The following is a 13,912-nucleotide window of genomic DNA, read 5'->3' on the forward strand; positions in this document are numbered from 1 at the left end:
TAATTTTTTTATTTCCGGGATGAGGGAATTAAACAGACCATTCATTCATTTTTAAATTAACTGCTATGCAAAAAGTAAAACATCAACTGGTATTCAGGGAAGATGATTATGAAATGTTAACTGCCTGCCTGAACGATGGCGTTCGTGCCAGCGCTTTCGGCCCGCAGGTGGTAGAATCGTTACTGGCTGATTTCAAAAAGGCGAAACTGGTGAAGAAAGATGAGTTTCCCGCTGATGTAGTGCGCCTTAATTCCAAAGTAGTGGTAAAAGACACCAACAATAATAAAACCATGGAGATCATTGTGGTGATGCCGGAAGAGGCAGACATCAAACAAAGGAAGATCTCCGTTATGAACCCTGTTGGCGTAGCCCTCATCGGTTTCCGCCAGGGGCAGCAGGTGATGTGGCAGGTGCCCACCGGCCAGAAGAAATTTACCATTATGGAGGTGATCAACCAGGAGTAATGGTACTCAAAAGCCCGGCGCGGTTTCCGCGCCGGCACTATACCGGTAAAAAGTGCCACAAATGCCCCAAATCGTCATTGGCGGACCACCCTAACCGCCGTACCTTTGTGACATCATGAAACCTTCCATTCCGGTATATGACATCTGCACCATCAGCACAGGCCACAAACAGGAAGACCTGCTGGCGGAAAGAATGGGGAAATACCTGCAAAACAACTATCAGCGGGTACACCAGCAACACGGCCATTCTTTCTACCACCTGGTGTTTTTTACGGCCGGAAGCGGTTTCCAGACCATAGATTTTACCCGTTACCCTGTAACGCCTCACCAGATCTATTTCATGGTGCCGGGCCAGGTACACAGCTGGCATTTTGAGCCGGGCGTGGAAGGTTACGTGGTGCATTTTTCCGAAGCATTTTTTCGCACCTTTCTGCTGGACCATGATTACCTGGAGCGTTTCCCGTTTTTCAGCGGGAACAGCGCAGACCAGGTGATGGCGGTGCCGCCCGCAGGCCGGGCGGAGATTATGCTGCTTTTCGAGAAAATACTGGAAGAAACAGCGCAGCAGCAAACGGATATGGTGCGGGTGCTGCTCCTGCAGTTATTCCTGTTCGTTGAAAAGTGCTGCGGAAAAGGTGGCACTAAAATCATTCCCCAGCAAAAACAACTGGTGCTGCGCAATTTCCAGCAGCTGATCAACAAACATTACCGCCAGATCAAACTGCCCAAGGAATATGCGGAACTGCTTTACATCACGCCCAACCATCTCAACGCGCTCTGCCATGACCTGCTCGGTAAAACGGCGGGTGAGCTGATCCGTGACCGTATTTTGCTGGAAGCCAAAAGGATGCTTACCAATGCGGGCATGACGGTTACGCAGATTGCGCATGAGCTGAATTTTGAAGACAATTCCTACTTTTCCCGCTTCTTTAAAAAATATGAAGGCGTTACGCCTGATGAGTTCAGAAAAAATTTAAACTGATGAATACGAAGGAAAGTAAACCGAACATCGTACTGAGCGTGCTGCAGAATAAATGTCCCCGTTGCAGGCAAGGCAAGCTGTACGAAGAGGCCAATCCCTACCACCTTAAAAAATTCATGAAAATGAATGAGCATTGCCCGGTTTGCGGACAGCCTACGGAGCCGGAAACGGGTTTTTATTTCGGCACCGGGTATGTAAGCTATGCTCTTTCCGTAGCCTTGAGCGTAGCCACATTCATTGCCTGGTGGGTATTGCTGGGCTTTTCCCTGTACGACAACCGTATTTTCTGGTGGCTGGGGGTTAACGCCGCCTTGCTGATAGTGCTGCAGCCCTTGCTCATGCGGCTTTCCCGCAGCATCTGGCTGGCGTTTTTTGTGTATTACGATGCCAACTGGCGGAAGGGAAAAGTGCTGAAAGCCTGACCGGCCGGAGGCGCAGCCCGGAACACAAGAGCCGCGCGCACCGGCGCTTCCCACCGGCCCAATTTTTTCTTTCCCCGCAAATCCCTAATTTTAACGCTGGTAACTATACCACGTTGCGTGTATGATTTTACAACCGGGGGGAATAAGACGTATTTTTGCGGCAATACTCTTTATTGTACTGTTCCATTTTGCTGGAAGGGCACAGGTGAACCACCTGCGTTTTTCCCATCTTGGAATAGCGGAGGGTTTGTCTCAAAGCTCCGTGTACAGCCTTTTCCAGGATTCCCGCGGTTTCATATGGGTAGCCACCACTGACGGGCTGAACCGTTACGATGGTTATGGTTTCCGCCACTTCCGTTATGATCCCACCAACCCCTACAGCATTATTAGTAATGAACTGCTCACGCTGGAAGAAGACAGCCAGGGCAACCTGCTGGTAGGCACCGCTTTCGGGCTTGACCTGTTTGACTGCCGGCTGGAACGCTTTCAGCGGGTGCTGCCGGTTCCCAAAGGTGCGGATTATGTGTTCAAGCATGTGAACGCCATCAAAAAAGACAGCCATGGCAACATCTGGATAGGCACGGCCCGCGGCCTGATGCTGTATGATGAAAAGGCGAAGGCCCTCCGCCCGGTAGACCTGGGCAGGGGCGCTGGCGCTCCCTATGTGCGCACCATTGCCGTAGACGCTGAAGGAGTGCTGTGGCTGGCCGGCGGCAAAGAGGTGTTGTGCTACAACCCCGCCAGCCGGCGTGTATTGCCCGCTCCTGAAGCGCTGCTGCAAAACGGGCGTTACGGCAAAAGCACCTTTCAGCAGGTGAATGTAGACAGCGCGGGCAATGTATGGCTGGGCACGGAAAAGGACGGGCTTATTGTATGGGACCGCAAAACGCGCCGCTGCAGTAACTTCAACTCCGAAACGCCCGTCAAAATAGGCAGTGACATGGTGCGCGCCATTTACTTTCAGCAGAACGAAGCCTGGATAGGTACGCGCAACGGCCTGTACATCCTCAACAATGAAAGAACGGCGGTGCGCAATTACGTGGTAGATAAATATGATCCCTATTCCATATCCGGCAACAGCATCCTCTGCATCATGAAAGACAGGGCAGGCAGCATGTGGGTGGGCTCTTTTGCCGGGGGCATCAGCGTAGAACATCCCGGTAACGAAAATTTTAGTTACATCAATGAACAGATGGGGCGCCAGCCGGGGCTTACCTACCGCGTGGTGAGCAGCATCCGGGAAGATAAGGACCAGAACCTGTGGATAGCCACGGAGGGCGGCGGCGTCAACTTCTATGACCGGGGGAACAACACCTTCCGGCATATCCGCATCCATCCCGGTTCTCCACATCATATCAACCCGGAAATGGTGAAAGCCATTCACCTGGACGGCCGGGGCAACCTGCTGATAGGTACGCTGGAAGGGCTTTTCAGGCACAATATCAAATCCGGCGGCATACAGCCCATTCCCCTGAAAGAATCACCGGCCAGGGTGATGGACGATGTGGTGTATGGCCTGGCGGGGGATGCGGATAACCTCTGGGTAGGCACCAAAGGCGGCCTGTTCCACATCAACGGCAGCGGGGAGGTAACCCGTTACCGGAAGAAGAATGACCCGGCCAGCATCATTTCCAACGACATCAACGCGCTGATACAAGACAGTGAGGGCGGCGTATGGATAGGCACGGAAATAGGCCTTTCCTGGCTGCCGAAGGGGAAGCTGGCGTTCCGCAACTACCTGGCGGAATATGACAGCGTGTTCAACAAGAACGCCATTCTCTGCATATACGAAGATGACCGCCGCAACATCTGGATAGGCACCCGTGGCGGCGGGCTGAAGCTCCTGAACCGGGAGCGTAACCAGTTCTTTACGCTGGATACGGCTTTCGGCCTTTCCAGCAACATTGTGCACGGCATTATACAAGACCAGAAGGGAGACCTCTGGGTGAGCTTTGACCAGAGCATTGCCCGTATCGTATTGCGGAAGGCGCATGCGCCCTTTGCACGGGAAGACGTGCAGGTGGTGAATTATTCCGTGAACAACGGCCTGGGCTCCAACGAATTCCTGGCGGCCGCCTGCAGAACGGCGGCGGGGGAGGTAATGTTCGGGGGCAATAACGGCATTGTATCTTTCAACCCTGAAAAACTCATCATCAACCGCACCAAACCGCCTGTTGCCCTCACGTCTTTCCTGATCAAGAACAGGCCGGTAGCCATTGGCGGCGAAGATTCCCCCCTCCGCCAGAGCATCACGTATACAGACCACATCACGCTCAAACACAACCAGGCATACTTTACCGTTGGTTTTGCCGCGCTGAACTACATCAACTCAGGCACCAATCAATACGCCTACACGCTGGAGGGCATGAAGGGAGACACGCAGTGGAGCTATGTAGGCAGCCAGCAGCAGGCCACTTACACCAACCTTGACGCGGGGGAGTACGTGTTCAAAGTAAAAGCGGCCAATAATGACGGGCTGTGGAATGAAACTTACACCAGCCTGCGCATCACCGTGCTGCCGCCCATCTGGAAAACCTGGTACGCTTACCTCTTTTATACTATTACCATTGCGGCCATCCTGTACTTTCTCTGGGCCCATTCCCTCAAAACCGCCCGTCTCCGCCATGAGCTGCAGATGCAGCAGCGCAGCCGGGAAAAAGACCGCGAGCTGGCGCAGCGGAAACTTTCTTTCTTCACCAATATTTCCCACGAGATCAAAACGCCGCTGACGCTGATACTGGCCCCGCTGGAGAAACTGGTGAACGAAGAGCAGGGCAACCACAAGGTGCTGAACCAGCTGCTGCTTATTCAACGCAACGGCGAGCGGCTGCTGCGCCTCACAGACCAGTTGCTGGACTTCCGGAAGTTTGAGGCCGGGCACCTGCAGCTGCAGGTAGCGCAATACGATATGGTGCAGTTCCTCCGGGAGGTGCTGCTCTCTTTTGACGCGTACGCCCGGCAGCGCAATCTCAAACTGGACATGGAAACCGAAGCGCCGGAAATGCTTTTGTGGTTTGACCATGACAAGCTGGAGAAGATACTGTTCAACCTGCTGTCTAACGCTGTGAAGTTCACCCCGCCCGGCGGCAGCATACGGGTATGCCTGCGCACCAATACGGCGCGGCAGGTGGTGATCACCGTGGAAGATAACGGTGCGGGCATTGCGCCGCAGCACCTGGGCAAGATATTCAACCCCTTCCATCATTATAATGATACCGGCCTGCCCATTTCCGGCACCGGTATTGGCCTGGCTTTCACCAAAGGGTTGGTGGGCCTGCACCGCGGGCAGATCACGGTGGAAAGCGTACAGTCTGCCGGCGGCAAACCCGGCCACACCTGTTTTACGGTTACGCTGCCCCTGTACCGGGAGCAATATGCGGAAAGCGAGATATTGCAGCCCGCCGCGGGCGCGCCGCCGGTGGAAGAGCTGCCCGTTCCGCAGCGGGAAGAGGAGGGTGGAGGAGACCAGCCGGTGATGCTGATAGTGGAAGACAATGCGGAAATGCTGGCCTTTATAACCTCCCACTTCAGGGAGCAGTATACCGTTCACGAGGCGGCAGACGGGAAGGAAGGCTGGAAAATTGCCACCGAAGTGCTGCCGGATATTATTATCAGTGACGTGGCCATGCCCGGCATGAGCGGTACAGACCTTTGCCGGAAACTGAAAAAAGACGAACGCACCAGCCACATCCCCGTTATTTTGCTCACCGCCCGCAGCCCCCTCGTGTTCCAGATGGAAGGCCTGGAAACCGGCGCGGACGATTACGTGACAAAACCTTTTAATATGGGGCTGCTGCAGCTCCGCGTGGGCAACCTCCTGCAGTCACGCGCGCTGCTGCGGGAACGGTACAGCAAAGACATCATGCTGCAGCCGCGAAACATTTCCATCACCTCTGCGGATGAGGTGTTCCTTGACAAGGTGATGCACTTTATAGACGAAAACATCCTGGAGCCTACCCTCAATGTGGAGCAGCTGGCCCGGGAGGTGAACATGAGCCGTATTACCCTTTACCGTAAAATAAAGGCGCTCACCAACCAGAGCACCATAGAATTTATCAGGAGCTACCGTCTCAAACGGGCAGCCCAGTACCTGGAACGGAATGAATTCACCGTGACCGAAGTGGCCTATATGGTGGGTTTTTCTGATGTGGATTATTTCCGCAAGTGGTTCAAGACGGAGTTTGGCCGCACCCCCAAGGAATATGCCGCCGCCCATGCCGGTAATACCAGAGAATAGCCATGGTGGCCGATCTTTCATTTTTACCCCTGCTTTTTTGACCCGTTTGCTGAATGATTTAACCCGTATTTAAGCAAGAAATGACGGGTAGCTTCCATTTTTTACCCACCTACTTTTGAAGCATTGAGCTTACAGATCAACCAATGAGTTACAGCTAATCAACCAAATTGATCTTTCGCTGGTCTTTTTAAACTATTACGTTATATGATGAAAAAGTACGCTATGCCCTTTTTCTTTGGAGTGACGGCGGCGGCGCTTTGTGCCCAGCCTGCGGCGGCGCAGGCAGACACCCTGGCCCGCAAAACGCCCGCATATCCAAACGTCCCTGCGCACGCCGGCCGGGTGCTGCCTTTGAAAGACACGGTGCCGGTGCTGTTCGGCCAACAGCCGGGTGCCTCCCTGGTACAGTCTTATGGCATTGTTTACGGAGATGAGTTGCGCAACACGCCCGTTACCACGCTGGAAAATACCCTGTACGGCAAGCTGGCGGGGCTCTACCTGGAGCAGTTCAGCCTGAACCCGGGAGACGATGCGGCCAGCGCCAGCCTGCGCAGCACCACGCCGCTGATAGTGATTGACGGGGTGCCCCGCTCCGGTTTGTCTATAGACCCGGAGCAGGTGGCTTCCATCACTATTCTGAAAGACGCCCTGGGCACCGCCATGTACGGCATGCGCGGGCAAAACGGGGTGATACTGGTTACCACCCGCCACGGCTACAACGGCAAAAAAAGGATTTCCTTCACCGCGCAAACGGCGGTGCAGCAAATGGTGAAAACGCCCAAATTCCTGCATGCATATGACTACGCCAGCCTCTATAACGAAGCGCTGGTGAACGACGGGCGGCAGGCCGTATACTCCGCCGCAGACCTGGAGGCCTGGCGCAGCGGCAGCGACCCGCTGGGCCACCCTGACGTTGACTGGTACAATACCGTGCTGAAAAACCAGGCCGGCATGCAGCGCTACAACCTCAACGTGGCCGGCGGCAACAGGATATCCCGTTACTTTGTGGACCTGGATTACCTGAACCAGCAGGGATATTTTAAAACAGACAGCCGTAACACTTATCCCACCAACAATTTTTACAAGAGATATATTTTCCGGAGCAATGTGGATGTAGATCTCACCCGCAGCACCCTCATGAACCTGAGCGTGTACGGCCGCATCCGCAACGGCAACGAGCCCGGCGCGCGTACGGACAGTATCTTTAAAAACATTCTCAGTACACCGAACAATGCCTACCCGGTGCAGAACTTCGACGGCAGCCTGGCGGGCAATAACCAGTATGCCAACAACATATACGGCATGGCCACCCGCTCCGGCTACCGGCCTACCTATAACCGCAACCTGTCTGTAGACCTCAGCCTGCGCCAGCGGCTTGACGGCTTGCTGCAGGGCCTGTTCGTAAAGGGCCTGGTGTCTTTCAACAGTTATTACGATGAGGCGCTGAACCGCTCCAAATCTTTTGCCGTGTACAACGTGGCCATGAACCCGGGGGTAGACACCGTGATCAGCCAGATAGGGTCTGACGGGCAGCAAAGCAACAGCAGCTCCATCACCTCACAGACGCGGCAGGCTTATACGGAGCTGCAGCTGGGGTATGACTCCACCTTCGGCAAACATGGCGTAAGTTTTACCGGCCTGTATTACCGCGACAGTTATACGGACGGCAACGTGCTGCCGCTGGTGAACTCCGCCTTCTCCGTGCGCGCCGCTTACAATTATGATCTGAAGTACCTGCTGGAAGTGACCATGGCTTATTCCTACAACAACATGTACAGCAAGGGCAACCGCTGGGGGTATTTCCCTGCCGTGGGCCTGGGCTGGAATATTGCCAGGGAAAACTGGTTCAGAGATGCGGTGCCCGCCATCAGCACGCTGAAGCTGCGCGGCAGCTACGGGCTGGTGGGTAACAGCCTGAAATCTGGCTACTACTCCTACCTGCAATTCTTCAATTTCAACGGCACCTATAACCTGGGCAACCCCGCTACCGGTGTATCTACCATCGGGGAGGCGGCCCTGGCCAATCCATTCCTTACCTGGGAGAAAGCTAGGAAAACCAATATTGGGCTGGACGTAGCCACGCATAATGACAAGCTGCAGTTTACGGCGGAGTATTATGTGAACAAGCTGAGCGACCTGGTGATGAAGCGCGGCACTAATGCCAGCGGTGTAATTGGCGCCACGCTGCCGGCAGAGAACATAGGCCGGTCTACACAGCGCGGCCTGGAGCTGTCTGCCGCCTACCGCGAGCAGGCGGGCGTATTGGGGTACTATGTGAAAGGCAACGTCACCTTTGCCAGAACGCGCGTGGATTATATGGATGAAGTGAACCGCCGCTATAGCTGGAACCAGCGCACCGGCCAGCCGGTGGGCCAGATATTCGGCCTGGTAGCAGACGGTTTTTACCAGTCTAAGGAAGATGTGGAGAACAGCGCCGCGCTGGACGGTTACAACCCCGTGCCGGGAGACATCAAGTACAAGGACCTGAACGGAGACGGCACTATTAATGTATTTGACGAGCGTGCCATCGGGTCAGACAAGCCGCTGATCTTCTACGGCCTCACCGCCGGCATCAGCTGGAAAGGCATAGACCTCAACATGGTATGGCAGGGCGTGGGCAACCGCTACATCAACCTGAACGGCAGCAACACCTGGGAGTTTCTGAGCAACGCCAACGGCGCTCCCGGCCAGGCCATGGAACACCACCTGGGCCGCTGGACGCCGGCTACCGCCAGCGCCGCCACATACCCCCGCCTCTCCGTAAACGGGAATGTGAACAACCACCGCACGTCTACCTTCTGGGTGAAAGACGCCAGCTACCTGCGCCTCAAAACGCTGGAACTGGGCTACACCCTGCCGCAGCACTGGGTACGGCCACTGCACCTGCAATCTGTAAGGGCTTTTGCCAGCGGGTACAACCTGCTCACCTTTACGCCGCTTGACAGGGTAGACCCTGAATCTTACCTGGGCGGGTATCCTAACCAGCGCATCATCAACTTCGGTGTGAACATCCAGCTCTAAACTTATCAGCATGCAAAGAAAATATTTCCTTTATATCATAGCCGGTCTTTGTACAGTGCAAACGGCCTGCAAACGCACCCTGGAAACGGAGCCGCAAGACAGGCTTACGGAAGAACTGGTGTTTGACGAAATAGACAAGAACGCAGACAACGCCAAAGCTTTTCTGCTGGGCACCTACAACCTGCTGCCGGCTATCTCCAACCGCATCGGCAACACGCTGCTGGATGCTACAACAGATGACGGCATGGCCTCCAATGACGGAGACCGCAGCAACGATTACCGCCTGGGCCGCATCAGTCCGCTCAATGTGCTGGACAATTCCTGGGACAACAGCTACAAAGGCATCCGCCAGGCCAACATGTTCCTTTCCAAAATAGACCGCGTACCCACTACGGACGAGCTGAAAAAACAGTGGAAGGCGGAAGCCCGCTTCCTGCGCGCGTTCTTCTATTTTGAACTGATGAAACGCTGGGGTGGCGTGCCGCTGGTGGGAGACAAGGTGTTCGGCTTCCGGGAGAACATCAACCTGAGCCGCAACAGCCTGGAAGAAACCAAAAACTACATTGTGTCTGAGCTGGACGCGGTGAAAGACAACCTGCAGCCTAACATCATGTCAGACGGTGAAGTAGGCCGCGCCAACAAGGGCGCCGCGCTGGCGTTGAAAGCCCGCGTGCTGCTCTATTGGGCCAGCCCGTTATATAACGAAGGTAGTGAAGCGCAGCGGTGGACGGATGCGGCCAATGCCTCAAAAGACGTGATAGACCTCGGTGTGTACAGCCTGGCTACTGCCTACATAGATATGTTCATTGCCGGCAAAAGCACCGAGATGATCTTTGCCAAAATGCAGGCGCCCTCCCAAACCCTGGAGCAGCAGAACGGGCCGGTAGGCTACCTGAACGCAGCGGCAGGCAAGGGGCTCACCAGTCCCTCGCAAAACCTGGTAGACGCTTTCCCGATGGACAACGGCCTTCCCATCACCGATCCCCTTTCCGGCTATGATGCCGCCAACCCATATGCTAAAAGAGACCCGCGGTTAGATGCTACTATTTTATACAACGGCAAAAAATGGCTGAACAGGCCTGTAGAAACCTATGAAGGCGGCCTGGACAAGCCCGGAGGCATTGTTACCCAAACCAAAACCGGTTATTACATGCGCAAGTTCATGGGCAAATTTGAAAGCACCGCGGCCTATGCCAACACCACCCGCCATATGATCCACTTCCGTTATGCGGAAACATTGCTCAGCTACGCTGAAGCGCTGAACGAAGCGCAGGGGCCGGTAAAGGCCGTGTATGACAACCTGGTGCTCATCCGTAAGCGCGCCGGCATCAAGGCCGGAGCGAACAACCTGTACGGCCTGCCCGCCGGTGTAACAGACAAGGCGGTGATGCGGAAGATCATCCAAAACGAAAGAAGGATCGAAATGGCTTTTGAAGAGCAGCGTTTCTGGGACATCCGCCGCTGGAAGATAGCTGCAGCAGTGATGAACCAGCCGGTAGAAGGGATGAAGATAGACAAGCAGGCCAACGGCACATTCACCTACACCCGCTTCAATGCCGCCAGCTCTGTGTTTGACGCCACCCGCATGTACTGGTACCCCATTCCTTACGCCGAAATTGAGACCAATCCCAACATGCGGCAAAACGAAGGCTGGGGCTACTGAGCGCGCTTTTTCAAATGAAAAAATCAGGAATCATGAAGCAATTTATTATATCAACCATACTGTTTTCCTTCCTGGCCATCACTGCCATGGCGCAGGGAAGGAAAGTGACCGGTACCGTGATGGACAAAGACGGGCCGGTACCTTACGCTACTGTAAAAGAAGTAGCAGACCCGAAGAACGGGGTGCTCACGGACGATAAGGGCGTATTTACCATCACCCTTAAAACGAACGGCAACGAACTGGTGATCACTTCTGTTGGATATGCCAGCAAAACGGTGAACGTAAGAGGAAAGAACAACGTGGAGGTGATGATGGACGGGGCTGTGACCGGCCTTGGTGAAGTAGTGACCGTAGGTTTTGCCAAGCAGAAAAAAATGACCAGCACCGGCGCTGTGAGCATGATCTCCGGCAAGGAGCTGCGGCAGAGCCCCGCGGCCAGCATCCAGAACTCGCTGGTAGGCCGCCTGCCCGGCTTTTTCCAGCAGCAGCAAAGCGGCCAGCCCGGCAGGGACGGGGCCAATTTCTTCATCCGCGGCGTAAGCTCCTACAACGGCGGCACCAGCAACCCGCTGATCATTGTAGACGACATTGAATATTCTTACGATGCGGTGAGCCAGATAGACCCGAATGAGGTGGAAAGTATTGCCATCCTGAAAGATGCATCTACCACCGCCATTTACGGTATCAAGGGCGCCAACGGCGTACTGGTGATCACTACCCGCCGCGGCAAGCAAGGCCCTCCCAAGATCACCCTGCGCTCTGAAACCGGTTTTCAGCAGCCCACGGTGTACCGCAAGCCCTTGCCTTCGCACGAAGCCATTCCCTTGCTGATAGAACATTACACCAATTCCGGCCAGGACCCGGAACTGTACCTGCCCGGCTACACCTCGCCAGAAGCCATTGAGCACTTCCGCCTGGGAGACGAGCCGTACAAATACCCGAACGTGAACTGGTATGATGAAGTGATGAAGAACAACACCATCCAGCAGCGCAATAACCTGGACATCAGCGGCGGTACGGAAGCCGTACGGTACTTTGTTTCACTGGGCTACATTTTCCAGAACGGGATCATGAAAGACCTGCCGAAGGAAGAAGATTTCAACAGCAACTACTACCTGAAGCGTTACAACTTCCGCTCCAACCTGGACGTAGACGTAACCAAAGACCTCAGCATGCGGCTGGACCTTTCCGCCCGCGTATCCGAGATCAACGAGCCCAACTTCCCTGACGTGATGGCGGGCGGCGCATGGCCTTTCTGGCGCAGGATCACCTCCGGCCTGCTGGCGCCCTGGGTATACCCGGTATACAACCCAGACGGGTCTTTCGGCGGCAGAAAAGACTTTACCCTCAACCCCGTGGGTATTCTCAAATACGCCGGTTACAAAAGGGAATATAACAATGACCTGAACCTCAACCTGACGGCCAACCACAAGCTGGATTTCATCACCAAGGGCCTCAGCGTAAGAGGCTCACTGGCCTACACCAATGACTTCCAGAACCGCAGAAGCCTTACCCGCGGCCGCTTCCCGGTATATGAATACATTGCAGGCACAGATACTTACGATGCCGTGTTCCCAACGCTCAGCCGCATTCCTGTGCTGGCGGAAGATGCAGACTGGCAGAACGGACGCGCAAAACCGCAGCGCATCCTCAATACCCAGCTGGTGCTGGATTACCGCCGTGCCTTCGGGCAACATACTGTATACGGCCTGGCGCTGTTCAACCAGCGTACAGACATTGAAGCGGCAGACATTCCCAGCAACTTCCGCGGCTACTCCGGCAGGCTGGGTTACGACTACCGTTCCAAATACCTGCTGGAATTCAACCTGGGTTACAACGGTACAGACCGCTTCAAGGCCAGCAAGCGCTACGGCTTCTTCCCCGCCATATCCGCCGGCTGGAACATCAGTGAAGAGCCGTTCTTCAAAGACAATGTGCTGTTCGTAGACCAGCTGAAGCTGCGCGGCTCTTATGGTGAAGTAGGCAGTGACCAGTTCCCCAACTCTTTCCAGTACCTCTATGAAGAAATATACACCCGCCCCGGCGGCAACCAGAACTACAACTTTGGTGAAAGCCCCGCCAATTACCTGGCGGTATTGCCCGGCGCGCTGGCTAACGAAGACGTACGCTGGGAGCGTGAGCGCAAGCTGAACCTGGGCGTGGAGCTGCGTCTTTTCAAAGGCAAGCTGGAAGTGATAGCGGACTATTTTGATAACTACCGCTACGATATTCTCACCGCACGCGGCACCGTGCCGGCCTTCACCGGTATTTCCCTGCCGCCCGTGAACGTAGGCCGTGTGAGCAACAAGGGGTATGAGCTGGACGTAACGCACAACAACCGCCTGGGTAACGTGAACTACTTTGTAAAAGGCAACTTCTCCTTCGCCAAAAACAAGGTGCTTTACCGGGACGAGCCGTTCAACTCCGCCAACCCGCTGCTGGCGCAAACCGGCCGCCCCATTGGCCAGATCTACGGCTACACGTTTGACGGGTTTTATTATGATGATGCAGACATTGCCAAAAGCCCTGAAGTAGTAGGCAAAACAGTGAAGCCCGGAGACATCAAGTTCAAAGACATCAATGGAGACGGTCTCATTGACAATAACGACATAGGCCCCATCGGCTATCCCAACCTGCCGCAGGTAACCTACGGCTTCAGCACCGGTTTTTCCTGGAAAGACCTTGACTTTTCCGTGATGTTCCAGGGCGCTGCCCGCGGCAGCATGGACGCGTCTACGCTGCTGCAGATAGGCAACTCCAACGGCATCCCTTCGGAGATACACAAAAAACGGTGGACGCCTGAAACCCGTGACATTGCGGAGTATCCGCGGCTGGGTGGGGTGAACTTCGACCTGTCTACCTTTTGGCTGCGCCCCGTAGATTACCTGCGCCTCAAAAACCTCGAGCTGGGCTACCACCTGCCCAAATCAGTCAGCCGCCGGGTAGGGGTGGGAGATATCCGCCTGTATGCCAACGGTCTCAACCTGCTCACCTGGTACAACCTGAAGATCTACGATGTAGACCCGGAATCGCAGCGCGGCAGCAACCAGACGGAGGCGTACAGCAAGTACCCGCAACAGAAGATCTACAATTTCGGCCTGCAGGTTTCATTTAAATAATTGC

7 protein-coding genes are annotated in these 13,912 nt (G+C 54.9%); all 7 read left to right on the plus strand.

Going from position 1 to position 13,912, the window contains the following annotated elements:
* Positions 1-65: 65 nt before the first annotated feature.
* The 7 genes from ABDW36_RS23040 (at position 66) to ABDW36_RS23070 (ending at position 13,908) form a co-directional block, all read left to right on the plus strand.
* Entirely contained in the window at positions 66-464 is a 399-nt protein-coding gene (locus tag ABDW36_RS23040) for a GreA/GreB family elongation factor (protein WP_343704290.1), read from the plus strand.
* A 115-nt stretch (positions 465-579) separates the two neighbouring features.
* Positions 580-1,446, plus strand: coding sequence for a helix-turn-helix transcriptional regulator (locus ABDW36_RS23045; protein WP_343704291.1), 867 nt, complete (start codon positions 580-582; stop codon positions 1,444-1,446).
* A complete protein-coding gene (locus ABDW36_RS23050; RefSeq protein WP_343704292.1) occupies positions 1,446-1,868 on the plus strand; it encodes a DUF983 domain-containing protein in 423 nt (140 codons plus the stop codon). Before ABDW36_RS23045 ends, ABDW36_RS23050 begins: the two co-directional genes overlap by 1 nt.
* A gap of 121 nt (positions 1,869-1,989) precedes the next feature.
* The gene (locus ABDW36_RS23055) at positions 1,990-6,105 is read left to right on the plus strand and encodes a two-component regulator propeller domain-containing protein (protein WP_343704293.1); all 4,116 of its coding nucleotides are present in this window, start codon (positions 1,990-1,992) and stop codon (positions 6,103-6,105) included.
* A 204-nt stretch (positions 6,106-6,309) separates the two neighbouring features.
* Positions 6,310-9,126, plus strand: a complete 2,817-nt coding sequence (locus ABDW36_RS23060) for a SusC/RagA family TonB-linked outer membrane protein (RefSeq protein WP_343704294.1) — start codon at positions 6,310-6,312, stop codon at positions 9,124-9,126.
* 10 nt (positions 9,127-9,136) lie between these two features.
* On the plus strand, positions 9,137-10,789 hold the full coding sequence (locus ABDW36_RS23065; RefSeq protein ID WP_343704295.1) for a RagB/SusD family nutrient uptake outer membrane protein: 1,653 nt from the start codon (positions 9,137-9,139) through the stop codon (positions 10,787-10,789).
* A gap of 32 nt (positions 10,790-10,821) precedes the next feature.
* The gene (locus ABDW36_RS23070; RefSeq protein ID WP_343704296.1) at positions 10,822-13,908 is read left to right on the plus strand and encodes a TonB-dependent receptor; all 3,087 of its coding nucleotides are present in this window, start codon (positions 10,822-10,824) and stop codon (positions 13,906-13,908) included.
* Positions 13,909-13,912: the final 4 nt, after the last annotated feature.

The organism is Chitinophaga sp. (assembly GCF_039596455.1).
In the GTDB taxonomy this organism is placed as follows: Bacteria; Bacteroidota; Bacteroidia; order Chitinophagales; family Chitinophagaceae; genus Chitinophaga.

Bases quoted from the DNA above. Each gene is read 5' to 3' on its own strand.
- ABDW36_RS23045 (WP_343704291.1), top strand. From the start codon at position 580: ATGAAACCTTCCATTCCGGTATATGACATCTGCACCATCAGCACAGGC.
- ABDW36_RS23050 (WP_343704292.1), top strand. From the start codon at position 1,446: ATGAATACGAAGGAAAGTAAACCGAACATCGTACTGAGCGTGCTGCAG.
- ABDW36_RS23040 (WP_343704290.1), top strand. From the start codon at position 66: ATGCAAAAAGTAAAACATCAACTGGTATTCAGGGAAGATGATTATGAA.
- ABDW36_RS23065 (WP_343704295.1), top strand. From the start codon at position 9,137: ATGCAAAGAAAATATTTCCTTTATATCATAGCCGGTCTTTGTACAGTG.
- ABDW36_RS23070 (WP_343704296.1), top strand. From the start codon at position 10,822: ATGAAGCAATTTATTATATCAACCATACTGTTTTCCTTCCTGGCCATC.
- ABDW36_RS23055 (WP_343704293.1), top strand. From the start codon at position 1,990: ATGATTTTACAACCGGGGGGAATAAGACGTATTTTTGCGGCAATACTC.
- ABDW36_RS23060 (WP_343704294.1), top strand. From the start codon at position 6,310: ATGATGAAAAAGTACGCTATGCCCTTTTTCTTTGGAGTGACGGCGGCG.